Source organism: Methylobacterium sp. J-092, from assembly GCF_022829325.1.
Classification (GTDB): domain Bacteria; phylum Pseudomonadota; class Alphaproteobacteria; order Rhizobiales; family Beijerinckiaceae; genus Methylobacterium.
Genome location: NZ_JAKSXU010000220.1, coordinates 31,955 through 56,555 on the forward strand (window position 1 = coordinate 31,955; position 24,601 = coordinate 56,555).

At 67.3% G+C, this 24,601-nt stretch carries 21 protein-coding genes and 3 pseudogenes; 14 read left to right on the top strand and 10 right to left on the bottom strand.

Going from position 1 to position 24,601, the window contains the following annotated elements; genetic code table 11:
* Positions 1-85: 85 nt before the first annotated feature.
* Positions 86-493 carry a DUF1236 domain-containing protein gene (locus tag MKK60_RS27840; RefSeq protein ID WP_147727699.1) on the top strand — a complete coding sequence of 136 codons (408 nt, stop codon included), beginning with the start codon at positions 86-88 and terminating at the stop codon, positions 491-493.
* Positions 494-626: 133 nt separating this feature from the next.
* On the opposite strand, the gene MKK60_RS27845 is transcribed toward MKK60_RS27840, so the two are convergent.
* From MKK60_RS27845 to MKK60_RS27855, 3 genes are all read right to left on the bottom strand, one after another.
* A complete protein-coding gene (locus MKK60_RS27845) occupies positions 627-1,001 on the bottom strand; it encodes a response regulator (RefSeq protein ID WP_147727700.1) in 375 nt (124 codons plus the stop codon).
* A gap of 550 nt (positions 1,002-1,551) precedes the next feature.
* Positions 1,552-1,908 (bottom strand): hypothetical protein, encoded by a 357-nt coding sequence (locus tag MKK60_RS27850; RefSeq protein WP_243989283.1) that lies wholly within the window; start codon positions 1,906-1,908, stop codon positions 1,552-1,554.
* 56 nt (positions 1,909-1,964) lie between these two features.
* On the bottom strand, positions 1,965-2,255 hold the full coding sequence (locus tag MKK60_RS27855; protein ID WP_147727702.1) for a hypothetical protein: 291 nt from the start codon (positions 2,253-2,255) through the stop codon (positions 1,965-1,967).
* A gap of 244 nt (positions 2,256-2,499) precedes the next feature.
* Between MKK60_RS27855 and wrbA the strand changes: the two genes are divergently transcribed.
* Positions 2,500-3,147 (top strand): NAD(P)H:quinone oxidoreductase, encoded by a 648-nt coding sequence (wrbA, locus tag MKK60_RS27860; protein WP_243989284.1) that lies wholly within the window; start codon positions 2,500-2,502, stop codon positions 3,145-3,147.
* Positions 3,148-3,504: 357 nt separating this feature from the next.
* Positions 3,505-3,687: a hypothetical protein gene (locus MKK60_RS27865; protein ID WP_243989286.1), complete on the top strand. Its 183-nt coding sequence runs from the start codon at positions 3,505-3,507 to the stop codon at positions 3,685-3,687.
* A gap of 69 nt (positions 3,688-3,756) precedes the next feature.
* Here the strand turns inward: MKK60_RS27865 and MKK60_RS27870 are convergent, their stop codons facing one another.
* The 3 genes from MKK60_RS27870 to MKK60_RS27880 all read right to left on the bottom strand — a co-directional run bounded on the left by MKK60_RS27870 (position 3,757) and on the right by MKK60_RS27880 (position 7,063).
* Positions 3,757-4,200: a DMT family transporter gene (locus MKK60_RS27870; protein WP_147726122.1), complete on the bottom strand. Its 444-nt coding sequence runs from the start codon at positions 4,198-4,200 to the stop codon at positions 3,757-3,759.
* Between the two features lie 295 nt (positions 4,201-4,495).
* The gene (gene fliI / locus MKK60_RS27875) at positions 4,496-5,821 is read right to left on the bottom strand and encodes a flagellar protein export ATPase FliI (RefSeq protein ID WP_243989288.1); all 1,326 of its coding nucleotides are present in this window, start codon (positions 5,819-5,821) and stop codon (positions 4,496-4,498) included.
* 147 nt (positions 5,822-5,968) lie between these two features.
* Positions 5,969-7,063, bottom strand: coding sequence for a flagellar basal body rod C-terminal domain-containing protein (locus tag MKK60_RS27880; protein ID WP_243989290.1), 1,095 nt, complete (start codon positions 7,061-7,063; stop codon positions 5,969-5,971).
* A gap of 456 nt (positions 7,064-7,519) precedes the next feature.
* On the opposite strand from MKK60_RS27880, the gene MKK60_RS27885 reads away from it, so the two are divergent.
* The 7 genes and pseudogenes from MKK60_RS27885 (at position 7,520) to MKK60_RS27915 (ending at position 14,520) form a co-directional block, all read left to right on the top strand.
* Positions 7,520-8,203 (top strand): response regulator transcription factor, encoded by a 684-nt coding sequence (locus MKK60_RS27885; RefSeq protein WP_243989292.1) that lies wholly within the window; start codon positions 7,520-7,522, stop codon positions 8,201-8,203.
* Between the two features lie 675 nt (positions 8,204-8,878).
* A complete protein-coding gene (locus tag MKK60_RS27890; protein ID WP_243989293.1) occupies positions 8,879-10,078 on the top strand; it encodes a flagellin in 1,200 nt (399 codons plus the stop codon).
* Between the two features lie 213 nt (positions 10,079-10,291).
* Complete coding sequence (gene fliF, locus MKK60_RS27895) at positions 10,292-11,932, top strand: flagellar basal-body MS-ring/collar protein FliF (RefSeq protein ID WP_243989295.1); 1,641 nt, start codon at positions 10,292-10,294, stop codon at positions 11,930-11,932.
* A gap of 290 nt (positions 11,933-12,222) precedes the next feature.
* A pseudogene (locus tag MKK60_RS27900) lies at positions 12,223-12,690 on the top strand (FHIPEP family type III secretion protein); the annotation flags it as partial.
* A 519-nt stretch (positions 12,691-13,209) separates the two neighbouring features.
* Positions 13,210-13,680, top strand: coding sequence for a rod-binding protein (locus MKK60_RS27905; protein ID WP_243989297.1), 471 nt, complete (start codon positions 13,210-13,212; stop codon positions 13,678-13,680).
* 45 nt (positions 13,681-13,725) lie between these two features.
* Positions 13,726-14,061: a flagellar protein FlgN gene (locus MKK60_RS27910; RefSeq protein ID WP_243989299.1), complete on the top strand. Its 336-nt coding sequence runs from the start codon at positions 13,726-13,728 to the stop codon at positions 14,059-14,061.
* 6 nt (positions 14,062-14,067) lie between these two features.
* Positions 14,068-14,520, top strand: coding sequence for a hypothetical protein (locus tag MKK60_RS27915; RefSeq protein ID WP_243989301.1), 453 nt, complete (start codon positions 14,068-14,070; stop codon positions 14,518-14,520).
* Positions 14,521-14,756: 236 nt separating this feature from the next.
* Here the strand turns inward: MKK60_RS27915 and MKK60_RS27920 are convergent.
* A pseudogene (locus tag MKK60_RS27920) lies at positions 14,757-15,536 on the bottom strand (glycosyltransferase); the annotation flags it as partial.
* A gap of 601 nt (positions 15,537-16,137) precedes the next feature.
* Between MKK60_RS27920 and MKK60_RS27925 the strand changes: the two are divergent.
* A pseudogene (locus tag MKK60_RS27925) lies at positions 16,138-16,626 on the top strand (TetR-like C-terminal domain-containing protein); the annotation flags it as partial.
* Between the two features lie 94 nt (positions 16,627-16,720).
* On the opposite strand, the gene MKK60_RS27930 reads toward MKK60_RS27925, so the two are convergent.
* The gene (locus tag MKK60_RS27930; RefSeq protein ID WP_243989314.1) at positions 16,721-18,337 is read right to left on the bottom strand and encodes an FAD-dependent oxidoreductase; all 1,617 of its coding nucleotides are present in this window, start codon (positions 18,335-18,337) and stop codon (positions 16,721-16,723) included.
* A 271-nt stretch (positions 18,338-18,608) separates the two neighbouring features.
* A complete protein-coding gene (locus MKK60_RS27935) occupies positions 18,609-19,529 on the bottom strand; it encodes a LysR family transcriptional regulator (protein ID WP_243989303.1) in 921 nt (306 codons plus the stop codon).
* A gap of 124 nt (positions 19,530-19,653) precedes the next feature.
* On the opposite strand from MKK60_RS27935, the gene MKK60_RS27940 reads away from it, so the two are divergent.
* The 3 genes from MKK60_RS27940 (at position 19,654) to MKK60_RS27950 (ending at position 24,119) form a co-directional block, all read left to right on the top strand.
* Positions 19,654-20,592 carry a pirin family protein gene (locus MKK60_RS27940; protein WP_243989305.1) on the top strand — a complete coding sequence of 313 codons (939 nt, stop codon included), beginning with the start codon at positions 19,654-19,656 and terminating at the stop codon, positions 20,590-20,592.
* 514 nt (positions 20,593-21,106) lie between these two features.
* The gene (locus tag MKK60_RS27945; RefSeq protein WP_243989307.1) at positions 21,107-21,310 is read left to right on the top strand and encodes a type II toxin-antitoxin system ParD family antitoxin; all 204 of its coding nucleotides are present in this window, start codon (positions 21,107-21,109) and stop codon (positions 21,308-21,310) included.
* A gap of 40 nt (positions 21,311-21,350) precedes the next feature.
* Complete coding sequence (locus tag MKK60_RS27950) at positions 21,351-24,119, top strand: PAS domain-containing protein (protein ID WP_243989309.1); 2,769 nt, start codon at positions 21,351-21,353, stop codon at positions 24,117-24,119.
* A gap of 148 nt (positions 24,120-24,267) precedes the next feature.
* On the opposite strand, the gene MKK60_RS27955 is transcribed toward MKK60_RS27950, so the two are convergent.
* On the bottom strand, positions 24,268-24,601 hold a 334-nt coding region (locus MKK60_RS27955; protein ID WP_243989310.1), incomplete at its 5' end, for an autotransporter domain-containing protein.

Sequence of the window (24,601 nt, forward strand, 5' to 3'; positions counted from 1 at the left end):
CCACCGGCTCCGGCGCGATCGGTGCTACCGTGCCGGCGTTCGCGGACTCTCGCCGTCGGAAGCCACTCCCCTAAGGATCGATTCGATGCGTCACCCCCTGGCCTCGGCCGCACTCCTCGTCCTCCTCGGCACGGCCGCGCAGGCGCAGGGTCTGCAACAGGGGGCACGGGAGGGCTCGCGGCGCGGCGAGGAGATGGCCGGCCCACTCGGAGCCGTAGTCGGCGGCGCGATCGGTGCGGCCGTCGGCACCGCCAACGGCATCCTCGGGATCGACCGCCGCGAACGCTTCCGGATCTACGCCCACGCCGAGCGACGGCCGTCGTTCGCTTATGGCGGCCCGGTTCGCGTCGGGACCGTGCTGCCGGAGGATGGCATCGTCTACTACGACGTTCCTCGCGAGTTCGAGCTCGTGGGCTTCAACTACACCATCGTCAACGACCATCCGGTGCTGGTCGAGCCGGGCACCCGTCGCATCGTCGAGGTGATCGATTGAAGAACCGCTCCGCGATCGGAGCGAATCCCGGGGATGGCGCGCCCCGACGGATCGCGTGATGCGACGATCGCGGGCGGTGTTCCCGCGCAGAATTAGACAAGAGCCATGCAGGCGGCCCGGCGGCCGGTCGATCTCAGGCCGCGTGGTGCAGCGCGTCGACGACCTGGGCTGCCTTGTAGGGTTTCGGCACGAACAGGCCGTGGTCCGGCACCTCCGTGTCGGCGAGCCGGTGCCGCCCCGAGGTCAGGACGAGCCGGATGTCCGGCCAAGCCGCGGACACGCGTCCGGCCAGGGTGACGCCGCACATCGTCCCCGGCATATCGACGTCGGTGAAGATCGCCGCGATGTCCGAGCGCTCGTGCAGGATGAACCAGGCCTCGTCCGCTTGACGGGCCTCGATCACCGCGAAGCCGGCATCCTCCAGCATCTCGACCGCGTACATGCGCACGAGGTCGTCGTCCTCGACGACGAGAACGAAGGAGTGGTCGAGGTCGCGCTTCACCGGCATGGTTGTCCAACAGAAGTCGACGTCTTTGGTTGCCGGCTTCGCTCGCATTGGCCGCATGGTCGCGTGAAGGCAGAAGCAGCTTCGCGAATCAGGAATATCGTCGCTGCACTTGGAATTCGAAGCCTGCTTTCGACATCACCAATCGGAAAAGCTCAATCCCTGTGGTTCGTCGATCTCACCCAACAGGGAAAGGGCGATGCACCGGCTGCGATACCGATGACGGCCGATGTCCTAGAATTCGCTAGCGATCGAGCAAGCGGCACGCGAAGCCCGCCGACCGACCCGAAGGCTGGTACCCGCCACATGAGAGCGGCAACGGTCGGTGATGCGAAACACCGGCGGCTGCGTCGGGCGACCGGATCATGCCGTTTCGGCGGGTGCGCCAAATCTACAAAGGCTCCGGCATCACGATCGTATGTTCCTGATCGCGAGGTCCTTGGCCGACCGAAAATCTTCCCCGACCAAGCGTACCCAGCACCGTCCGTCCTGCCGAGCCGATCGTCGGTCGAGGCGTGCTCGGCACCAAGCGCGCCGACACACATCCCGTCGGTCAGCGCAGCAACAGCAGTGCGCCGCCGATCACCACGGGGATGGCGACGATCGCGCTGTAGAACACCGGCATGATCCAGGATCGTTCGCCGTGCACATCGGCCGCCGCCCGAACCTGCTCGGATGCCGCCTCGGTCTCGCGGGCCAGCTTGATCCGCTGCGGGGTCGGGGGCGTATCCCCGGCCTCGTCGCAGGTTCCGAGCGGTGCCGCCCCGACATCGCCGTGGCTCGCCTTGTCGCCCGTTCGGCCGCTGTCGATGTCGGCCTTCAGCTGCGCCGAGGTCGGATTCTCGCTGTCCGGCGCCTCGCCGAAATCGAGGTTGCCCGGGGCGGGCGGCGTTTCAGAACGAAGGGTCATTGCGGGTTTTCCCAAGCTGGACATCGGCACCGGGAACGCCGGGATCCGAGTGCGGTTCAGTTGGCGTTTCGCTTCGCGGGCTGCGGGTAGGCCGGATTTCCGGCCGGCACGGCGCCGGTGTTCGCGGACGACGTGCCGCCGTCCTTGCCGGTCGTCGATCCCGTGACCTCCGCCCGCGAGGCCGCCTGGCTCTGGCTGGCATAATCGGGCGGCGCGCTGGCTCCCTGCCACACCATGAGGCCGACCAGAGCCGCGATCATCAGCCCGACGCTGGCCACCAGCACGTAGAGTGCGGGCTTGCCGCGCTTGCCCTGTCGACCGGACTGCCCGGAGAGTTGTTCTGCCACCGTGAAACCTCGCTCGTCCGATCTTGCCGGACATCGAGCAAGTAACTTGCGGCTCGCGCGATAGGTCCGCCCCTGTGGCGCTATCGACCGTCGATCCGGCACGACGGGCAAACCTCGCGCCGGGTCTCTGCAACATTCGCCGCGACGGTTCGGATCGACGTCATCGTGGCGCGGCCCTTTGGCAGCTCTCGGTTCCACGGATGTTTCCGGCCCTACTTCGAGTGATCTCGAAGAGGAAATCATCGTGTCCCAATCCGATCTCGATCCGGCCCGCGTGCTGATCGCCTTCTATTCCCGCTCCGGTTCGGTCGAAGCGCTGGCCGTGGCCGCAGCCGACGCGGCGCGTGCGGCCGGCGCCGAGGTGCGGCTGCGCCGAGCCCGCGAGGTCGTCGACGCCGATGCGATGGCGAAGGTCGACGGCTGGGCCGAGAACGCCGCGCGACAGAACGCGCTCTATCCGGAGCCGACCCATGAGGATGCGGAGTGGGCGGACGCGATCCTGTTCGGCACGCCGTGCTACTTCGGCGCGATGGCCACGGAGCTGAAGGCCTTTCTCGATCGGCTCGGCCCGCAATGGAAGCGCGGCGCGCTGTCGGGCAAGGTCGGTGGCGCCTTCGCCGTCGCCTCGTGGCCGCATGGCGGATCCGAGGTGGTGACGTTGTCGCTCTACGCGCCGATGGCCCATCTCGGCATGGTCATCCTCCCGCCGGGCTACACCGACGAGGCGATGCTCGAGGCCGGTTCCCCTTACGGCGCGTCGGCCATCGTCGGAGCCGAGAACGCCGATCCGCGGCCGGAGGATCTCGATGCCATCCGCCATCAGAGCCGCCGTACGGTGGCGATCGCCCAGGCCCTGATCGCCGCCGACGAGATGCCGTGCCGCCGAAAGTGATCCCCGGCACGGTGCCGCGAGGTTCTGCCGCACCGACGAAGCGTGTGGTGCGGCGTTGCCCGCGGCGAACGTGAAGGAGCTGGCATAGCCGACAAGGCAGACGTGACGACGTAAATCCTGAAGCAGGCGCTGGCGGCCAAGGTCGGCGACCATGTCGAGATCGCGGTTGAGGCTGAGGACGGGACGCGGTTCAAGATCCGCTCGACGTCAGAGCAGCTCGACGCGCTCGTGGGCGACCTCGATGGCATCCTCGATGCCGACGACGCCGACGCCGCCTAGCATCCCCGGAACGGCGTCACCCCCGAACGCTTCCCCAACGTTCCCCCAGAGAACGTCCCTCGAAGAACGAGCCCTGCCATGACCCACGCCGATACGCCGATGCCGGGAGAGGATCCCGGCGCCCTGATCGAAGATCCCGCCCGCCTCGACGAGGTCGTCCCGGCGACCGAGGAGGACATCGAGGCCGATCCGCAGCCCCAGCCCAACGTCCCGACGGAAGACGATCCCGAGGTCAAGGACACCGAGGTTCAGCCGACCTGAGAATCCTTGCGCAAACCGATCGAACGGATGCGCGCGGGTACGAGCTCGCGCGCATCCGTCGTTTCGCATCTAGAAGAGCGCGACGAGCCCGACGCCGAGGACCATCAGCACCCCGCCGAGGATGCGCCAAAGGCTCGCGGGATGGCGCTCGAACCCGACCCAGCCGAAATTGTCCAGGACGATCGAGGTGGTCACGCCCGCCGTCACCAGCAGGCCGAGGAACGGAGCCGCACCGATCTGACGCGCGACGACGAACTGCGCGAGGATGATGCATCCGCCGAGGATGCCGCCGAGCCACGCCCACCACGGCATCGCCGCGGCCTGCGCCACGGTCGGCCACGCGAGCTTGCCCGCGAGCAGGCCGACCACGAGGATGCAGGTAGCCGTGCCGGCGACGACGATCAGGCCCGCCGTCAACGATTCGTCCAAGCCCTTCGACAGCGCGCCGTTCTGCCCGGCCTGGACGGCGTTGGCGACGCCGGCGAGAAGCACGAAGCCGTAGAGATACCACATGGTCGCGATCTCGCATGATGAGATCTGTCGACATAGGGCGCCGAGCTCAGATGCGGATCGATGGGACCGGCGACATCTCGTCCTTCGCGCCTCTCGTGCACAATTCGACGGGCGGGAAACGCCGAAGATATTTTGGACGCGCGAGCTTCATCGGCCTGCGACGCGACGCATCAACGGCACCGGCCGACGAGGATTCGCCGCTGCGAAAGGCCGCCTCGTCGTCGAGGTTGCCGCCGACGCGTGTGCGGAGGCCTTCGCCGTCGCAGGTTCGGAAGCGGATCGAACGGGAACGGCGCTAATCGCGAAGTGTCGCTGCGAGCTCGGCGAAGGCGTCGGTGCTCGCGGGTTGCCAGGGGTCTTGCCGCAAGGCCGCGTAGATCCTGGGAATGACGATCATGGCCTGGTCGAGCTCTGGGTCCGAGCCGGCGTGATAGCCGCCCATCACGCGCAGGTCGCGGGTGTCCTCGTAGCGCATGATCAGGTTCTTCAGGGCGCGGACGAGGTCCCTCTGCTCCCGTGTCCAGACCAGGTCGGCGAGCCGGGAGATCGAGCCGAGCAGGCTGATCGCCGGATAGCGGCCCTGGTCGGCGATCGCCCGGTCGAGCACGATGTGGCCGTCGAGCGTGCCGCGGATGCTGTCGGCCACGGGATCGTTGTGGTCGTCGCCATCGACCAGGACCGAGAAGATGCCCGAGATCGTCCCGCCGCCCTCGATGCCCGGCCCGGCTCGTTCGAGGAGCCGCGGCAGATCGCCGAACACGCTGGGCGGATAGCCGCGCGCCACGGGAGGCTCGCCCGCCGCCAAGGCCACGTCCCGCGCGGCATGGGCGAAGCGGGTGACGGAATCCACGATCAGCAGAACCGATTGCCCGCGGTCGCGAAAGTATTCCGCGACCGCCATGGCCGTCTTCGGCGCCTGACGACGCATCATCGGGCTCTCGTCCCCGGTCGCGACGACGACGACGGATCGCGCGCGGCTCGCCTGGATCGGGCCTTCGAGAAACTCGCGCACCTCGCGTCCGCGCTCGCCGACCAGGGCGACCACGACGGTGTCGAACCCCTCGCACCGGGCAAGCATCGCGAGCAGGGTCGATTTCCCCACGCCCGATCCGGCGAAGATGCCGATGCGCTGCGCCGCGCAGAGCGGCGTGAACAGGTCGACGGCCCGTACCCCGGTCCTGAGCGGGCGCTCGACCCGCGACCGCTGCATCGCGGGCGGCGGGTCGGCGTCGAGCGGCATCGGATGCTCGCCGGCGGGCAGGTCGCCCAGCCCGTCGACGGGCTGCCCGAGGGCGTCGACGACCCGGCCCTTCCACGCCTCGCAGGGGCGAGGGTCGCGGGCGCCGACACGGTAGGCCAGCATGTCCAGGCCGACCTCCACCTTCGCGTCGAAGAGCTTGAGCAGCACGCCGTCGCGGTCGATGCGGATCACCTCGCCCTGCTGGGGCCGATCGCCCGCCGAGACCTGCATGCGATCCCCGAGCTTCAGCAGTGGAGAGCTGATGCCGATCCGGCAATGCGCGGCGCCGACCTCGCGCACCGGGCCGCCGATGCGGACCAGGGGCTGCTGCTGCCGTTCGGCCAGCGCCTGCGCCAACCTGTCGAGCGCGTTGATGGACAATTCCGTACCTCTCCGGGCCGTGTCTGGCGGTGATCGCTTCGAGCGGGCCGCGCTCGCATCCCGCGCGAGGAGGCCATCGGCGGAGCCGGGTCGAGCCTGCTCCCGGCGGGACTCCCCGGGCGGGAGGCGCGGCGGCCGGCGCCGGCCTCAGGAGGCCGGGCCGAGGGTGCGGATCGCGTTCTGCATCGAGGATTCGGTCTCGGCGACCGCGGTGGCCGCGCTCTCGAAGTTCCGCGTGATCATGATGAGCCGGGACATCTCCATCACCGGATTGACGTTCGCGCCCTCCTGGAAGCCCTGCTGGACGGAGACGGAGGTCGCGCCGACCTGATTGAAGTCGAGGACCGCCTGTCCGGGCGTGCTGGACGAGACCGCCGCACCGTTCACCCGCGTCAGGACCGCTCCGGGATCGAGGCGGAACACGCCGAGCGCGCCGATCTGGTCACGGCCCTGGGAGATCATCCCGTCGCGTCCGATGAAGATCGGCCCGTTCTCGGGGTTGACGGAGAGCGGCGATCCGCCGGGATCCAGCACGGCGCGCCCCTCGAGGTCCTGAAGCTCGCCGGCGGCGGAGAGCTTCATCCGGCCGTCGCGCGTGTACACCGGGCCGGACGGACCTCTGACCGACAGCCAGGCCGGGAGCGACGGCGTCGCCATGACGCCGGGGTAGGGCGGGGCGATCAAGGCGCCGGCCCGGTCGCGGTAGGCGATGGCGACGAAGGCCCCGTCCGACGCTTCCGTGCGAACGAGCTGCCCCCTGAGCGTGATCGGCCGGCCCGGCACCAGGCCGTAATGGAACCACGTCGGCTCACGGCCCAGGACGATGCGATCGCGCCCGAGGGTGGCCGTCGTCCCGGCCTCCGCGCCGGACCCGGGCATATCGACGGGCATCTGCCGCAGGATCGGATCGTCGACATGGACGACGTGGCTGTTGCGCCAGCTGCGGATCGTGACGACGACCTGGCACGCGGGCGCGGGCAGATGGAAGCACAGGCGTAGGTCGGGGAGGGTGCGGGCCGAGCCACCAAGGGGGCCGGCGAGCCAGGCACCGTGGGCGTCCATCCCGGTCTGCTGCAGACCGGGAACCCGCCCGAAATCGATGCCGGAGCCGTCGGGCGCGCGAAACTCGATGCCGACGGCGGCAAAGTCGCCGACGTCGACCGCTTCCTCGGCGGGGTCGGCGCGCATGGGCGCGCTCAGCTCGAACCAACGATCCGGCACGAGGCCGTCGAAGGTCAGCACCAGGCGAGACCAACGATTCTGAACCCCGAGCGCATATTCCGCCGCCGCCGACGTTCCGGGCGTCCCACCCTGCCGAACCAGCGCCGGCCTTCGAAGGCCTCCCTCTTCCGGCAATGCCGCGTCCATCGTAACAACTCCGCCGAATTTTCAGAAAGATACTGGTTGCGCCGATCGTAACGAGACCCTGAGTAGCGGTCGATCATGGTCCGCAACCTCATTATTCAAGAAAATCATAGAGACCCTAAAGCATTGAGCGGGGGATCTTAAACGTCCGTACACGACGTTCCCAACAGCACATTGACCCAGATCAGGCAAAAATTCCATCTGGGTGCCGTTGGGATCAAGAACTCCGGCGCTCAAGTCGGACGGGCCAATAGCAGCATCCGTCGGTAGAATACAATGCCAAATCAAGGCATACCGTAGGATGTGCTCAAGGTTGATATCGGGGGCTGTCAAATGTACATCATCGTGGATGAGAGACCTATTGTCACCAATGGCTACGTGGCCAGCTTCGGCCGGGAAGGCGTGGCTTCGGTCGGGCTGTATACGGAGGAATTCGGTGATTGGATCGAGACCGCGCCGAAAACGGACGTGGACACGGTGCAGGGCTTCCTGCTCGGCGAGAGCAGTCAAAGGAATAAATTCGCCGTCTTGATCCAGAAGCGGTCCAAGGCGCCGATCATCGCCCTCAGCGAGGCGCGTTGCCTCGACGACACGCTCGATCTCTTCACGGCCGGCGTCGACGACGTCGTGAGAAAGCCGGTTCATGTTCGGGAGATCATGGCTCGGTCGGAGGCCGTCTGGCGCCGCACCCAGCGCGCGCCGGCCAAGGACATGGTCGCGGCGGATCGCACGGAGCGCCTGAAGGTCTTCTTCGACGGTCGCGATGCCGAGATCGACGGCCGGAAGATGGACCTTCCGCGCAGGGAGCGTCAGATCCTCGAGTACCTCATCCGCAACCGCGGTCGCCGCATGACCAAGTCCCAGGTGTACAACACGGTCTACGGCGCCTTCTCGAGCGAGATCGACGAGAGCGTCGTCGAGGGACACGTGAGCAAGCTGCGCAAGAAGCTTCGCGACGCGCTCAAGTTCGATCCGATCGAAGTCAAGCGTTACATGGGCTATGCTTTCGTCGGGTAGCGCGCCGGCGCTCGAGCGTTCGCCGCTTCGTATCGACCCGACAGATTCCCGGGCGGGGTTCAGCGGCCCCGCCTGAGGACGATCCTGGGGATCTCGACCGGCGCTGCCCAAGACCGAAGCGGTCGGCGACGATGCCGACCCGGGGCCCGGGTTGCGAAACACGGCGTTTCGAAGCCCGAGCGGGGTCGAGACCCAAGTCTTCCGTCAAGCAAGAGCGCTCCGCACGATAGCAGATCGTGCGGAGCGCTCTTTTTATTCGCGCTGCCGTGCCACGGTTCGCAGGTCCGATCGAGAACGGGCGACCGACAACGCGGGCCGCCCTCGATCCGCCCGATCCTCGGCACTTCCTTCGCCGAAGTCCGGCGCCCCGCCGACGCCGAAACGATCCCGTCGCCGCAGGACCCGTCCTGGGACGCACGGCGGAGGCCCGCGAGATAAGGGCTCTTCGCGGAGCTGGAACAAAAAAGAAGGCGCCGGCGAGCCATTTCGTCGGGACCGGCGGAATGTTCACGATTTCTTAGGATCTGGGGGCCTAGAACCGCTGACACGAGGCGGGTACCACCGAGGCAACAGCCGGCGAGTGCGCCTTTCGAGATCGATAGCGGGTTGAGCGCAGTGCCCAAGGGGCCCGCTCAAAGGCATGAAGCCGCCCCGCTATACCGGTGAGAACCCGGTATGTCCCTCCATCACATCGAATGGGACATCATCATGTCGAGCCTTCTGACCAACACTTCTGCCATGACGGCATTGACCAACCTCAAGATAACCAACGACGCGCTGGACAAGTCCAGCGATCGGATCGCGACGGGCCTGAAGGTTTCGACCTCGGCCGACAACGCCGCCTACTGGTCGATCGCCACCACCATCCGCGCGGACAACGGCTCCCTCGGCGCCGTGAAGGACGCCCTCGGCCTCGGCGCCAGCTCGGTCGACACCGCCTACAACGGCATCAACGCCAACATCAAGAAGTTCCAGGAGATCAAGGACAAGCTCACCGCGGCGCTGTCCCCCGACGTCGATCGCGGCAAGATCCAGACCGAGATCAACGCCACGCTCAAGCAGATGAAGCAGACCGCTGACTCCTCCGTGATGAGCGGCGAGGCGTGGCTCTCCACCGACTCGGGCGCCGGCAACTACGTCTCCGACCGCAAGGTCGTCTCGTCCTTCACCCGGACCCAGGGCGTGATCGCCGTCGACACGATCGACGTGCAGGTGGACGAAACCAAGCTCTACGACGTGAAGACCACGGCGGGCACGGCTGCTACCGATGCTGCCGGTGGCACTCTGGTCGCCGACTTGAAGACGGCCAAGAACGTCTTCGCAACGGCGCAGGCGGCCTTCAACGCCAGCACTAAGGACGGCGCGGCCCTGACGGCGCTCGATACCGCCAAGACGACCCTCGCAGCCTCGCAGGCGACCTACGACGCCGGCGTCAAGGCCGCGAACGCCGGCGTGACGGCGGGGGTGGACGGGACGGGCGGCATCCTGAACAAGGAATGGGCCGTGTCGGGCGCCGACAACAACGGGCTGAACAAGGGCTATTCGCTGAGCGTCGACAAGATCGACATCGCCGACATCCAGAACAGCGACGTTTCGAAGCTCCGCGCCTACATCTCGCTCGCCGACAAGGCGTTGAGCGCGATGACCGACGTCGCGACGACGCTCGGCGCCGCCAAGAGCCAGATCGCGTCGCAGACGGACTTCGTCAGCTCGCTGATCAAGGCCAACGAGCGCAGCATCGGCACGCTGGTGGATGCGGACATGGAGGAGGAGTCGAGCCGGCTCAAGGCGCTGCAGGTCCAGCAGCAGCTCGGCATGCAGTCGCTCACGATCGCCAACACCAGCACCCAGCAGATCCTGAGCCTGTTCCGCTAACCGACACCGAACGTCCGATCCGGCTCGACCGCCGGATCGGGTTCGGTCTCGGGATCGGAGACCAAGAACGCAGCGAGGCCTTCCGGCCTCGCTGCGGCATTTCGAAGGCCACGTTCCCCCCGGAGCGTGGCCTTTTTCGATGGCACCACCCCCACACAAGATTAAGCGGCGAAGCTGTCCTCGGTCCCCTCGAACGAAAGCCGAGCACAACCGATGCCTGGTCGCGACCACGCCGTGAAACTCTGGAACAACATCCTCGACCTCGGCCCCCGGCGGCTGATCGCCCTCGGCCTCGTCGGCGTCGTCGTGTTCCTCATGGTCGGCCTCGGCGCCTACCATCTCAGTCGTCCGGTCCGCGAGACGGTTTACACCGGCCTGAGCCGCGACGACATCGGCCGCATGGGCGCCACGCTGCGGGATGCCGGAATCTCCTTCGACGTCAGCGCGGACGGGACGGCCCTGCTCGTCGCCTACGGCCAGACGGCCCAGGCGCGCATGCTGCTGGCCGAGAAGGGCCTGCCGCAGAATGCCAAGGCCGGTTACGACCTCTTCAACGACCTGGGCTCCCTCGGCCTGACGTCCTTCATGCAGGAGGTCACGCGGGTGCGCGCCCTCGAGGGCGAGCTCGCGCGCACCATCCAGACCCTCAAGGGGGTCAAGGCGGCCCGGGTTCACATCGTCATGCCGGATCCGGGCTCGTTCCGGCGCGAGCAGCAGCCGGCCACGGCGTCGGTGGTCGTCCGGACCGAGCCGCCGAACGATGTCGGCTCCGCCCAGGCCATCCGCCAGCTCGTCGCGACCGCCATTCCCAGCATGAAGTCGAGCAAGGTGACCGTCCTCAATACCGACGGGACGGTGCTGCTGTCGGGCGACGATCCCTCCAGCGCGCCGGCCGGCCGGATGGCGACTCTGGAGCATCTCGTCAACAGCGAGATCCAGGACAACATCCGTCGCACGCTCACACCCTATCTCGGCGTGAACAACTTCGAGGTGAGCGTCGTCGCGCGGCTGAACACGGACAAGGTCCAGACCAACGAGACGGTCTTCAATCCGGACCAGAAGGTCGAGCGGTCCGTCCGCGCCGTGAAGGAGGCGGAGACCACGCAGAATCGCGGTGCCCAGAAGCCGACGACCGCGCAGCAGAACCTGCCGGATCAGTGGGTCCGGGCGGAGGGCGGCGAGACTTCCAGCGCGGACAACCAGCGTCGGGAGGAGCTGACGAACTACGAGATCTCCTCGCGCACCACCCAGACCGTGAGCGACGGCTACGCCGTCAAGAACCTCTCGATCGCCGTGCTCGTGAACCGCGCCCGGCTCCAGGCCCTCTCAGACGGGAGCCCCGCCGCGGCGGCGGAGAAGAAGCCCGAGGCGCAGATCACGGAGATCGAGCAGCTCGTCGCGTCCGCTGCAGGCGTCAACCTGGCGCGCGGCGACCAGCTCAAGGTGGCCGCGGTCGGCTTCGTCAACGATGGGCAGCCCCTGGAGCCGGTTCCGTCCCTGAATCCGTCCGAGATCCTGATGCGTCAGTCCGGGACCCTCATCAACGCTGCGACGATCCTGATCGTCGGGTGCCTTCTGATCTGGTTCGGCCTGCGCCCGGCCGTCACCGCGATCCTCGCCCGCCCGTCGGAAGCCGAGATCGAGGCAGCGCTCCCGGCACCGGACCACGTGTCCGTGCTCGAAGCGTTGCAGGCGCCGAGCAGCGAGCCGCCGGTCGCCCCGAACCTCCTCGAGAACCTCACGGAGAAGATGATCCGCTCTCCCGTCCGGCGACTGGAGCAGATGGTCGAGCAGGATGAGGAGCAGGTCGCCAAGGTCCTCAAGCAGTGGCTCACCCGCGAGGAGATCGCGTGATGGCCATGGCCGTACCCGCCTGGACGGACTTCTCGTCGCGCATCGCCCGCCCGGCCTCGCCGTTCGCACCGCTCACCACCAAGCTCGCGGGCAGGGACAGGCCCGTGGCCCAACCGGAGCAGGCGCCGGATCCGGCAGCGCTCGTGGCGGCGGCGCGGGCCGAGGGGCGCCGCGAAGGCGAGGCACGCGCGCGCCTCGCCGGAGACCAGGCCCTGGCCGCCAGCGCGCAGGCCCACGCCGATGCGCTGGCGGCGGAACGCCGCCGCTGGGCTGAGGCCGAGGCCGCGACCCTCGCCGCCGGCTTCCAGAAGCCGCTGGAGTTCTCGTCCTTCCCGACGGTCCTCCTCATCGTGACGCTGCTGCGCCTCGCGCTCGGCATCGCCACCACCCGGCTCATCCTGGCCAACGGCGACGGCGGCATCGAGGCCGCCGGTCACGTCATCCAAGGCTTCTCGCAGTTCGTCATGAGCGGCGACTTCGTGATCGGGCTCGTGGTCTTCGCCATCCTGATCACGGTGAACTTCCTGGTCATCACCAAGGGCGCCACCCGCATCGCGGAGGTCGGGGCCCGCTTCACCCTCGACGCCATCCCGGGCAAGTAGATGGCGATCGACGCCGACCTGTCCGCCGGGCTGATCGACGACAAGGAGGCCCAGCATCGCCGACGCGAACTCGAGGAGGAGAGCGCCTTCTTCGGCTCCATGGACGGCGCCTCGAAGTTCGTGCGCGGCGAAGCGATCGCCAGCCTGATCACCATCCTCGAGGTCCAGCAGCGGATGCATCGCCTCGCCGAGGCGGAGCTCGCCCGCGTGGACCGCATGACGCGCGAGGTCGCGGAGCAGCGCCAGGTCCTGATCCAGGCCCTCGGCGAGATCTCGCCCTTCCATGGGTTGTTCCAGGCGTCGACGGCGCGGACCTTGAAGATGCTCGCCGTCGACGAGGCGCGGCTGCGCGCCGATCGGGATGCCCGGGCGCAGGCGCTTCTGGCCTCCGCCACGCGGCGCAAGCAGACCGAGCATCTCGTCGACGATCTCCGGGGCGCCGACGGCAAGGAGATCGAGAAGCGCGCGTGGCTCGAGCGCCTCGATGCCATGCGGCCCAGCGGAGCGGCCGGCGACTGACGCCGAGGACAGTGGGGCACCACAGGTGGGCCGGCGACAAGCCTCCCGCCAGCCCCGCCTGCTAGATCTGCTGCGAAGCGTGGCCGCCCCGCCATCCGCGCTTCGTGAGGCGCGCTTCCTTCCCGCGCCTCACCGTCGGCAGGTCAGCGAGCCACCATGAGCGTGCAACTTCCGTCCGACATCGTCCTCGATGTCGCCCGCGCGGCCAATCCCGTCCGCTACCAGGCCGCCGTGGCCAAGCTCTCGGCTGCGGCCACCGGCAGCTTTTCCACGGCCCTCGACGTCGCTCAGGCCGGCGCGACGCGTGTGCCGCCCGCGGATGTCGACACGATCCTGACGCGTCTGCGGTCGGGGGCGACCCTTGCCCCACGCGGAAAGGCCGGCGGCGCAGCCGAGGATTTCGAGGCTTTCGTCCTGCAGACCTTCGTCGAGTCGATGCTGCCCAAGGGCGCGGAGGCCGTGTTCGGCAAGGGCAATGCGGGCGGCATCTGGAAATCGATGCTGGCCGAGCAGATCGGTGCCCAGATCGCCAAGAGCGGCGGTCTCGGCATCGCACGGCCCATCAACGCCGGACGCCCGATGCCCGGCGCGCAGGCCTCGGCCGACCGGCATCCCCACGCCGAGTGACGGCCGGCAGACCCATCCTCGTTTCCAACCGACGGACCCGCCACCATGCTGCTCTCATCCCTGCAACGCCTCGAGGCCACGATCGACATCGAGACGGCCGCCCTGCTCGCGCACGACACGGATACCCAGGACGAGCTCAATCGGCGCAAGAGCCAGAGCCTCCTCGAGCTCGCCCGGTTCGCCCGTTCCGAGGCCCACCTCACCGACGATCCGGCGACGATGGCCTGCCTGCAGCGGCTCCGATCGAAGCTCGGACGCAACCACGAGGTCGTCGGCATGCACCTGCGCGCGATGCAGGAAGTCGCCGACATCGTTGCGGCCCGGCTTCAGAGCACCGAGTCCGACGGGACCTACTCCGCCACCTTCCATCACGAGGATTGATCGCGCATGGCTCGGATCGTCATCACCGGACTTTGGATGTGCGTGATCACGGTGCTGTCCAGCTATGCCGCGGTCTCGTGGGTGCCGGGCACGAGCGCACCGAAGGCGGACGAATACCTGGACGGCCTTACCTACCAGAAGCTGCCGCCGATCCAGATCCCGATCATCGCCGACAGCGCCGTGCAGGGCTACGTCGCGATCACGGTCGTGTTCACCGCGGATTCCCGCACGCTGAAGAAAATGTCGATCGCGCCGACGCCGTTCGTCCTGGACGAGGCGTTTCAGCAGATCTACAACGACAAAGAGCTGAATTTCAAGAAGATCAACAAATACAATATCACTGCACGATTGTCGGCCATCAAAAAGAAAGTCAACGAACGGGTTGGGATGGAGGTCCTGAAGGACGTCATGGTCGAGAATTTAGTCTTTGTTTCCAAAGACGACATCAGAAGAAAGTGATCGTTGTCTGGATCTGCGAGTCGGATCGGCGAGGAAGTGCCGTGAGTAATTTCCCTAGTCCGTGATCGCCGTTCTCGGCGATCGAACGCCTCTTCGGCTTTGCGGATCCGGCCCCCTGACACATGCTTGCTGCGGACGGAGGAGTTCGAACGTCGCTCGGCCGCACACGCCGTATTCCATCGAATCGAGACGTCTGGCCTCTTCCTCGACCGAACCATCGATCCAGGCCGTCGCGAATAGCCGTGGCGCATCAGCGAGTACGTGAGGTTGATGTCCTCGCAGATCGCATCGTGCGGGAAGCCGCCCATCGCGTTCAGCCGGCCGCGGCGCACGAGGAACGAGGTGCCGACGCAGAAGGCGCAGCCCCAAGCGTCCTTGGCCGGCTGGAAAACGTCGAAGACGATGCGCTGGTCGTCGACCCAAGCGTCGGCGGCCATCAGGTTGTGCTGGATCGGGTCGGCGTTGAAGAAGAATTGCGGCGTCTGCACCACGCCGCAGCGCGGGTCGTGGAACAGCCCGACGGCGCGCTTGAGGATGTTCGGGGCGACCGCGAAGTCGGCGTCGAGCACGAGGATGATCGGTGCGTTCGTGCGCGCCTCCGTCAGCCTGAGCGCGTTGTTGAGGTTGCCTGCCTTGGCGCCCTTGTTGTCGGGCCGGGTGAGGTAGTTCGCCCCGACCTCCTGGCAGAACGCCTTCAGCCAGTCGCGGCGGGTGTCGTCGCAGACCCAAACGGTGACGTTGGGATAATCGACCGCGAGTGCGGGGATGATCGACTTCTCCACCATGTCCAGCGACTCGTTGTAGGTGCAGATGAAGATGTCGACCGCCGGCCAGTCGCCGCTCGCCGCGAGCCGCGCCTGCTCGTGGTCGGCCGCGGCCGAACGGTCCTTGAAGCGCAACAGGATGACGATCGACATCAGCGTGTAGAGGATCGCCACCATCTCGAAGGCGAAGAACAGGTACGGCCACAGCTTGTCGAGGCCGGGCTCGATCCGCGGCAGGGTGTCGTGCCAGCGTCAGAGGGCGTAGAAGAGGAATTGTACGTAATACGGCGGCAATACAGATAAATGATCCTGATATGGGCGTGTGAGTCTGCCAAAGCGCAAATTCTTTGCACGTCGATTGTATATCGCGATCGATGCCCACGATGCGCCGCCGATGCGCACGCGTCGATTGTGCCTGACACCGTGAGCTTCGCCCCCGAACGCACCTTCAACGGCGGTGCAACAAAAACCGTTTCGACAATAGATTTACCCTGTTTGCAGACCGGGTCGGCGGACCGACTTTCCGCTGCCGCTGCGACCTCAAGTATGCGGAAGGTATTTACGCTTATCGACTCCCCCAGCGACGCATGACCCTGCCTGAGGCTGCTTTACGGAGACTGTTACCCCTCCGAAGACGCGTGTTGGGACGCGCGTCCCAGGCTTCAGCCAAGCGCGGCTGGAAAAATCCGTGCGGCCAACCTCAGCGCAGCTTCGTCGTCTCGATAGCTGAAACCGAACGTTCGGCACCTGCCGGCAAATTCGCAGCCGGCCAAATCCGAGGGCACGGCGATGTCTGGACTGACGTCTGCTTTGCCGCATCGCGTCAGGTAAGCTGCGCTATGGCTGCCGGCGGCTGGACAGGTCGGAGATCACCGTGCCCCTCATCGCTGCGGCTGCCGGCGTGACACCGTCCACGATCTATCGACGCCGGGGCACCCTCGGGGAGCTTTTCGCCGACGTGGCGGTCCAGCGGCTTCGGCCGGAATCCGACCCGATCGACACGGGGAACGGTTGTGCCGACCTCGAGGCTTGGGCGGAGCAGTACGTGGACGAGATGTCGTCGGCTCCCGGGCGCGGACTCATCCGGGACGTCCTGGCTGCAGCGGACGCCAACTGCGCACAGCGATGTTGCTCCTTCTCGCGTGAGCAGATCGCGATCATCGCCGAAAGGGCGGCGGTGCGTGGCGAGATTTTCCCGGACCCGGAACCCGTATTGGATGGCGTCGTTTCGCCGATGATCTACCGGATCCTCTTCGGCGAGGCTCCGAGCCGGGAGCGGATCCGCGACCTCGTCGGCCGCACGATGGCGGCTGCAGGATCGGACCCAAGCGAACGCCGTTGAACGCCACCGAGCGGGTGGACCGAGCGAGTCCGATGTCCGCTGAGGGCCAGTCGCTCGGTGGCTCTTCGTGACCGACGCTCAGAATGTCGGCCTATCAGTGCCGGACGTGGTCCCAGACCCGCGAGATGACGACCGACCCTTCGCCCACGGACGATGCGACACGCTTGACGGAGCCTGCGCGGACATCGCCGACCGCGAAGATCCCCGGGTGCGACGTCGCATAGGGCGAGCTGGCGCCGACCGTATCCCCGGTCAGCACGAACCCGTGGTCGTCGAGTGCGATGAGGCCCGAAAGCCAGCGGGTGTTCGGCGCCGCCCCAACCATGATGAAAACGGCGCAGGTGACGACCATGTGCACTGTTCCATCCACCACGTTGCGAATGGTCACCGCCTCGAGGTGATCGTTGCCATGGAGCGCGCTGACTTCGGAACCGTACTCGATCGTGATGGCCGGGTCCGCCTCCAGGCGGCTGGACAGATACTGTGACATCGAGGCCGCGAGCGACTGTCCGCGCACGACGAGGCGGACATGCCTGGCCGAGCGACTGAGAAACATCGCCGCCTGCCCGGCTGAATTGCCGCCGCCGATGATGATGGTCTCGGCGTTTCGGCAATAGCGCGCCTCGATCTCCGTCGCCGCGTAATAGATGCCCGCGCCTTCGAACGCCTCGAGCCGATCGATCGGCAGGCGGCGGTACTGGACACCGGTCGCGACGACGACCGCGCGTCCGCGAACGCGCTGATCGTTCTCGAAGGTCGCGCAGAACGCTCCGTCTTCGAGCCGCTCGAGCTTGGCCACCCGTCGCGGCATCGCGAACCGTGTCCCGAACTTCATCGCCTGGACCTCGCCGCGCCAGACCAGGTCGGCTCCGGAAATCCCAGTCGGGAAACCCATGTAGTTCTCGATGCGGCTCGACGTGCCGGCCTGGCCGCCGATCGCGACATCCTCGACCACCAGGGCGCGCAGTCCTTCCGCGCCGGCGTAGACGCCCGCCGCCACACCGGCCGGGCCGCCGCCGACGATGAGTACGTCGAATGCCTCGTCGTCGATCAGGTCGTGGTTGAGGCCGAGCAGGTGGGCGATCTTGTCCGGCGTCGGCTCGGTCACGACGACGTCGCGCCCGAAGATCACGGCCGGCCGGTCCGCGCGCGTCGCGCAGCTCTCTGCCACGGCAGCGGCTTCGGGGCTGCCGAGGGCGTAGGACCTGTAGGGAAGCCGGTTGCGGCTCGCGAATTCCGCGATCCGCCGCACGGCCCGGTCGTCATCCTCGCCGATGAGCACCAGGGTGCCGTCATGGGTATCGAGCTGGCGCCGCCGCCGTGCGGCAAGAACCGTGATGACGATGTCCGACATCTCGGGGATCTCCGACATCAGCCGCAGCATCTCCAGACGCGGCACCTCGATCACGGTGGTGTCCTGGACCGCCCGCATGGGCATCGACCAGTTCCCGCCATTCAGAAACGCGATCTCGCCCATGAACTGCGTCGGCCCGAGCGTCGAAGGAAGATGGCGCTCGTTCGTGAACGGGTTTACGACTTCGATCTCGCCCGCCTCGACATAGACGAAGCGATCGGCGCGCTCGCCCGCGCGTGCGAGGAAAGCCCCGGCGGGGTAACTCCGCGCGACGCCGGCAGACCGGAGTGCGGCGACATGCGAGGCCGCGAGTGGGATGCGCTGCATCTCGCGCAGGTCTCGACCGATCGTCTCCATGTTCGCGTTTCCCCGCACGCTGTCTGGTGCGGCAGCATCGGTCACGCCGCTCCGCCGGACAAGGTGCCGAGCGTGCAGGAAGCCCAAGCCGGCATCGGCCCGTCTCCGAAGCCGGGCGGTAACCGGCTTACGAAGCATTTGCCTCTGAACGACCCGGCTCGCGCGCAAGACTCTCAGCCAGAGCACGGTGGCATCGTGTCGGATCGCGTCGCCACGCGTCCCACCGGAACACGCCTTACCCGCGATCACGCTTGTCCGATGTCGGTCGGTTTCAGGGATGGTCGGGGCTCGCCCAGGGGGCTGCGGACAGCGTTTGGGCCAGGTAGGCGATCAGGGCCGTCACGCGAGCCGGACGCAACTCGCCCGGTGGCATGACCAGGTGCAGGGCGATCGGCGGCAGGGCCCAGTCGGGCAGAACGCGCTCCAGGGTGCCGGCCTTGAGATCGTCCCAGATCATGAAGTCCGGCTGCACCGCCAGGCCGAGGCCGGCGCGCAAGGCCGGCGCGAGGGCCTCCGCATTGTTGGCCCGCATCGGGCCCTTCGGCACGATGGTCGCTTCGTTCCCCGCAGGGTCCGTGAATCGCCAGCGGTCGGACATCGGCAGGTGGGCATAGCCGAGGCAGGCATGCCGAACGAGGTCGTCCGGGTGCGCGGGGCGGCCGTGCCGCTGCAGGTAACTCGGCGTGGCCACGAGCGAGCGGCGGACGGCGCAGAGCTTGCGGGCGCGCAACGAAGAATCGGGCAGTGCGGCGATGCGCAGTCCGATGTCGAAACCGCCGCCGATCAGGTCGACCACGGCGTCGCTCAGGTGCAGGTCGATCGAGACGGCAGGGTACCGCTCGAAGAAGTCCGGAAGCCGCGGCGTGACGTGGAGCAGGCCGAACGACATCGGCACCGCGAGCCGGACCAGGCCTTGAGGCTCGGAGGCGCCGGCCGAGGCCTCCGCCTCGGCGGCCTCTCCCTCGGCGAGGATGCGCGCGGCACCGTCCTTGGCTGCCCGCCCTGCCTCCGTCAGGGCGAGCTTGCGCGAGGTTCGATGGAACAGGCGGGCGCCGATGCGGGCCTCCAGCCGGCTCACCGCTTTCGAGACCGTCGCGTTCGACAACCCAAGCTCGGCGGCGGCGCGACCGAAGGAGCCGGTCTCCACGACCTTGGCGAAGATCGCCCAGGCCTCGAAATCGGGCAAGCGCATGCGGCGGGTTCCGGAAAAGATGGATTTCCATCGTTTCCCTTTCAGCCTTGGCTGACAAGCCGCATAACGCCTCGATCGTAGTCCCTATCGGTCTTCGAACGATCGAGCGAAGGAGGGATCCATCATGAGCTGGCACGGTGCGGAAGACCCGATCCCCGGGGATCGTTTCACCTGCGACGCGATCAAGACGCTGATCGTTCCGCGCTCGCGCGACCTCGGTTCGTTCGCGGTGCGGCGCGCCTTGCCGTCGGCGGAATGCCGGATGGTCGGCCCCTTCGTCTTCTTCGACCAGATGGGACCGTCCGAATTCCTTCTCGGCAAGGGCATGGACGTGCGGCCTCACCCGCATATCGGCCTGTCGACCGTCACCTATCTCTTCGACGGCGAGATCATGCACCGGGACAGCCTCGGCACCGCTTTGCCGATCCGTCCCGGCGAGCTCAACTGGATGACCGCCGGTCGCGGGATCACCCATTCCGAGCGCACGGGTGCGGATTTGCGGCAATCCGGCTCGAACCTGTCCGGCATTCAGGCGTGGGTCGCCTTGAGCGCCAAGGACGAGGAATGTGCACCCGCCTTCGAGCATTACGATGCTGCGGCTCTGCCGACGCTCACGGGCGAGGGCAAGACAGTCCGTCTCATTGCCGGCGAGGCGTTCGGAGCCACATCACCGGTGCGGACGTCGAGCCCGATGGTCTACGCGGACGCGACGTTGGACACTGGGGTGATGCTCCCCCTCGACCCGAGCTACGACGAGCGGGCGATCTACACCGTGTCGGGCGTGATCGAGATCGCCGGCGACACCTTCGGTCCGGGACAGCTCCTGGTCTTCAGGCCCGGCGACCGGATCAGCGTTCGCGCGACGGAAGCCGCCCGCTTCATGGTGCTCGGCGGCGAGCCGATGGATGGGCCGCGCCACCTCTGGTGGAATTTCGTTTCCTCACGGCCCGAGCGGATCGAGCAGGCCAAGGCAGACTGGCGTCAGGCGCGCTTCGACACCGTCCCGGGCGATTCCGAGTTCATCCCGCTGCCCGACTCACCTCCGCCGGTGCGATACCCCTGAAGACGATCCAGGTGCGGCCAGCCGTTCGTGGGCAGGCCGCGCTTGGCGCGATTCCCGACGATTGCCGACTCCCAGGGCGTGCGGATGTGGATCTGCCCGGCGGGAGGTTCGCAGATGGAGAATCTTCTCTGGGATCGAGGATCGAGGTCCGTTTCGCCCCCCGATCCCGAGGAGCCGGACGGCCGACGGATGAGCGCTTATCGGAAGCGCGCGCGGCGACCCAGGCGGTCGGCTCGGGTGCCTCTAACAAGCCGGCACGCGAGTGCCCATCCTCGTGTTGAGCCGGCCGCGCGTCGGGGGCCCTTCGCGGGCGATGGGCTCGCGGTCCGGCGACGGCGGCGGCAGGTCGAGCCTTTGATGATCGGGCCCCCAGCCATGCCCGGATGAGAGGAGGGCAGCCTTGCGTTCCGCGTCGTCGGAAGGTCCGTTCCGGTGCCGGCCTTCGCGGATCAGCGGCAGCCATCGGACCCTGGGATGGCGACAACCCGAGCGTCGGGTGTGGTAGAAGGCGGACATGCCCGCCAAACACTCCCGCCACATCGCCCTTGCGGAAACGCTTGCTGCCCGGGCCGACAGCCAGGTGGCCGAGGGCGCGTGCGCCTCGACCCGCGACCTCGTCCGAACCGCCATCCGGATCCTGCGCAGCAGGGACGCGGGCGAGACCAGCAGTCTGGCAGCCCGCGGCGCGCCGGCGTCGCTCCGTCGGCGACGGGGCTGAGTCGATGGTGGATGCTTCGGCTCTCGCCGGCGGCGGCGACATGGGCGCGCTCATGCGTGCCTACGATTGGTCGGTCACATCGCTTGGGCGGCAGCAGCACTGGCCCCAACCGCTCCTGACCCTTGTGCGGGTGATGCTGAACTCGCGGCAACCCATGTTCATCTGCTGGAGCGGGGACCGCACCCTGGTCTACAACGACGCCTACGCGCCCATGCTGGGCGAGAGGCACCCCGCAGCCCTCGGTCGCCCGTTCTTCGAGACCTGGCCTGAAGTCCGAGGCGAGGTGGGAGTTTTGATGGATCGCGTGTTCGCGGGAGAGCCCGTGCACATGGACGACCTGCAGCTCACCCTCCATCGCAACGGCTACCCGGAAGAAACGCATTTCGCCTTCTCCTACACACCTGTACCCGGCGATGATGGTGCGGTCCTCGGCCTGTTCTGCGCCTGCACCGAGACGACCCGCCAGGTGCTCGCCGAGCGACAAGCCGCTTCCGAACGGCAGCGGCAGCAGGCTTTGCTCCAGCAGATGCCCGGGTTCGTCGCCGTGCTGCGCGAACCGAGCCATATCTTCGAGTACGTCAACGATGCCTATGTCACGGTCGCGGGTCGACGCGCTTACATCGGGCGCAATGTCCGCGAGGTGTTTCCGGAACTGGTCGGCCAAGGGTTCTACGAGCTTCTCGACCTGGTGTATCAGACCGGCGAGCCATTCACGGCCCGTGCCGTTCCGATCCGGTTCGCGGGCGAGGATTGCGACCGGTACCTCGACTTCCTCTACCAGCCCATTCGCGACGCGGACGGGGCCGTCACCGGCATCTTCGCCGGCGGCTACGAGGTCTCGGACCAGATCCGTTCGCAGGCCGCCCTGGCCGAGAGCGAGAGCCGTTACCGCACCCTGTTCGAGAGCATCGACGTGGGGTTCTGCATCATCGAGGTGACGTTCGACGATGCGGACCGGGCCATCGACTACCGTATCCTCGAAGCCAACCCCGCCTTCGAACGGCAGACCGGCGCCGACGTGGTCGGCCGGTGGGTCAGCGAGTTCGCTCCCGATCTCGAACGCCATTGGTTCGACACGTATGGGCGCGTCGCACGGACGGGCGAATCCTCCCATTTCGAGAACAGGGCCGACGTGTTCGGGCGCTGGTTCGACGTGCGTGCCCTGCGCGTCGGTGATCCGGCCGCGCGCCGGGTCGCCGTGCTCTTCAGCGACATCTCCGAGCGCAAGCGCATGGAGGAAGAACTCCAGGTTCTGAACACCACCCTCGAGCAGCAGGTCTTCGAGCGAACGGCCGAGCGCGACAGGCTCTGGACGTTGTCCGAGGACATGCTGGCCCGGGCCAACTACGAAGGGATGATGTCGGCGGTCAGCCCGGCCTGGACCCGGGTGCTCGGCTGGTCCGAGGCCGAGCTCCTGTCGCGATCGTACGGGACCTTCATGCACCCGGACGACATGGAACGGACGCTGGACGGCCTCGCCCGGATGGGGGAAACGAGGCAGCCGGCTCGCTTCGAGAACCGCATCGCCACCAAGGACGGGAGTTGGAAGCCCATCGAGTGGATGGTCGTGCCCGAGGCCGACGGGACGCACTTCATCGCCGTCGGTCGTGACCTGACCATCGTGAAGGCGCGCGAGACGGAGCTTGCCTCCGCCCAGGAGGCGTTGCGCCAGGCTCAGAAGATGGAAGCGGTCGGCCAGCTCACCGGCGGCGTCGCGCATGACTTCAACAATCTCCTCACCGTCATCAAGTCGTCTACCGACCTGCTCAAGCGTCCGGACCTGCCGGAGGAGCGACGCCAGCGCTACATCGGCGCGATCTCCGACACCGTCGCCCGCGCTGCCAAGCTCACCGGTCAGCTCCTCGCCTTCGCGCGCCGGCAGGCATTGAAGCCGGAGGTCTTCGATGCCGGCCGGAGCGTTCTTACCATCAGCGACATGGTCGGCACCCTGAGCGGTTCGCGCGTCAAGATCGTCACGGACATCCCGGACGAGCCCTGCTTCATCGACGCCGACCCGAGCCAGTTCGACACGGCCTTGGTGAACATGGCGGTCAATGCCCGCGATGCGATGGATGGCGAAGGTACCCTCACCATCACGGTGCACCCCGTCTCCACCATCCCACCGATCCGCAGCCACCCCGCCGTATCAGGCGATTTCGTCGCGGTGTGCATCGAGGATACGGGGACAGGCATCGCCCCCGACCGGATCGAGCACATCTTCGAGCCGTTCTTCACGACCAAGGGCGTCGGGCAGGGAACGGGCCTCGGTCTGAGCCAAGTCTTCGGCTTCGCGAAGCAATCCGGCGGCGAGATCCGGGTCCAGAGCACGGTCGGTCAGGGTACGATGTTCGTGCTGTACCTGCCGAAGGTGAAGGCCGCCCCCCCTTCGCCCGAGACGGAGCCCGAACCCCTCGTCGATGGTCACGGCACCTGCGTCCTGGTGGTCGAGGACAACGTGGATGTGGGGACGTTCGCGACCCAGACCCTGGCCGAGCTCGGCTACGTCACCGTCTGGGCGTCGGACGCCGAGGAGGCGCTGGCCGAGTTGGCCGCAGACGCTGACCGCTTCGACGTCGTCTTCACCGACGTGGTGATGCCAGGCATGAACGGGATCGACCTCGCACACGAGATCCGCCGTCGGCATCACGACATGCCTGTCCTACTTGCCTCCGGCTACAGCCACGTTCTGGCGCAGAACGGCACCTACGGTTTCGAGCTCCTGCACAAGCCGTACTCGGTCGAGCAGCTTTCGCGTCTCCTCCGGAAGGTGGCCACTCGGCAGCGTCGCAGGCGCATCATAGGCCGCTAGCTCAAGCTCGCAGCGGGCGCGAGGTGCGAAACAGGGCGTTCGTCCAGCCCTTCGAAGCGGCTCGAACCACGCCCTGCCTGCTCGACCTGTTCTCGGTCATGCTCCTCGCCAGACCTCTGCCAAGCCGCATGAACGGCCAAAGTCGAGCCTAGAACCGGATGCTGAAGTTGCCCTTGACGCCGTGGTCCTGGGCGCGGGGGCCGACCTGGCCGGTGTAGTTCAGCCCGATCGTGGCAGCGGTGGTCACCTGCCAGTCGAGGCCGGCCGAGGTCACCAGCGCGTCCCGGTCGATCGGCACGCCCGAGGCGGTGAAGCTCGGCCCGCCCGCGCCGAAGCTCAGGAGCGCCGCCGGCACCACGTCACCGAAGGCCCGGCGGTAGCCGATCAGGCCGCGGGCGACGAGCGGACGGTTGTCCCCGAACGCATCGCCGAGCACGAGCTGGCCCTGGATGCCGGCGGTGGCGGTCTGGATGTCGTAGCCG

Excerpts from the sequence above, each read along its gene's own strand:
- MKK60_RS27840 (WP_147727699.1), top strand. The coding sequence starts at position 86 with ATGCGTCACCCCCTGGCCTCGGCCGCACTCCTCGTCCTCCTCGGCACG.
- MKK60_RS27845 (WP_147727700.1), bottom strand. The coding sequence starts at position 1,001 with ATGCCGGTGAAGCGCGACCTCGACCACTCCTTCGTTCTCGTCGTCGAG.
- MKK60_RS27850 (WP_243989283.1), bottom strand. The coding sequence starts at position 1,908 with ATGACCCTTCGTTCTGAAACGCCGCCCGCCCCGGGCAACCTCGATTTC.
- MKK60_RS27865 (WP_243989286.1), top strand. The coding sequence starts at position 3,505 with ATGACCCACGCCGATACGCCGATGCCGGGAGAGGATCCCGGCGCCCTG.
- MKK60_RS27870 (WP_147726122.1), bottom strand. The coding sequence starts at position 4,200 with ATGTGGTATCTCTACGGCTTCGTGCTTCTCGCCGGCGTCGCCAACGCC.
- MKK60_RS27885 (WP_243989292.1), top strand. The coding sequence starts at position 7,520 with ATGTACATCATCGTGGATGAGAGACCTATTGTCACCAATGGCTACGTG.
- MKK60_RS27890 (WP_243989293.1), top strand. The coding sequence starts at position 8,879 with ATGTCCCTCCATCACATCGAATGGGACATCATCATGTCGAGCCTTCTG.
- fliF (WP_243989295.1), top strand. The coding sequence starts at position 10,292 with ATGCCTGGTCGCGACCACGCCGTGAAACTCTGGAACAACATCCTCGAC.
- MKK60_RS27905 (WP_243989297.1), top strand. The coding sequence starts at position 13,210 with ATGAGCGTGCAACTTCCGTCCGACATCGTCCTCGATGTCGCCCGCGCG.
- MKK60_RS27910 (WP_243989299.1), top strand. The coding sequence starts at position 13,726 with ATGCTGCTCTCATCCCTGCAACGCCTCGAGGCCACGATCGACATCGAG.
- MKK60_RS27915 (WP_243989301.1), top strand. The coding sequence starts at position 14,068 with ATGGCTCGGATCGTCATCACCGGACTTTGGATGTGCGTGATCACGGTG.
- MKK60_RS27930 (WP_243989314.1), bottom strand. The coding sequence starts at position 18,337 with ATGGAGACGATCGGTCGAGACCTGCGCGAGATGCAGCGCATCCCACTC.
- MKK60_RS27935 (WP_243989303.1), bottom strand. The coding sequence starts at position 19,529 with ATGCGCTTGCCCGATTTCGAGGCCTGGGCGATCTTCGCCAAGGTCGTG.
- MKK60_RS27940 (WP_243989305.1), top strand. The coding sequence starts at position 19,654 with ATGAGCTGGCACGGTGCGGAAGACCCGATCCCCGGGGATCGTTTCACC.
- MKK60_RS27945 (WP_243989307.1), top strand. The coding sequence starts at position 21,107 with ATGCCCGCCAAACACTCCCGCCACATCGCCCTTGCGGAAACGCTTGCT.
- MKK60_RS27950 (WP_243989309.1), top strand. The coding sequence starts at position 21,351 with ATGGGCGCGCTCATGCGTGCCTACGATTGGTCGGTCACATCGCTTGGG.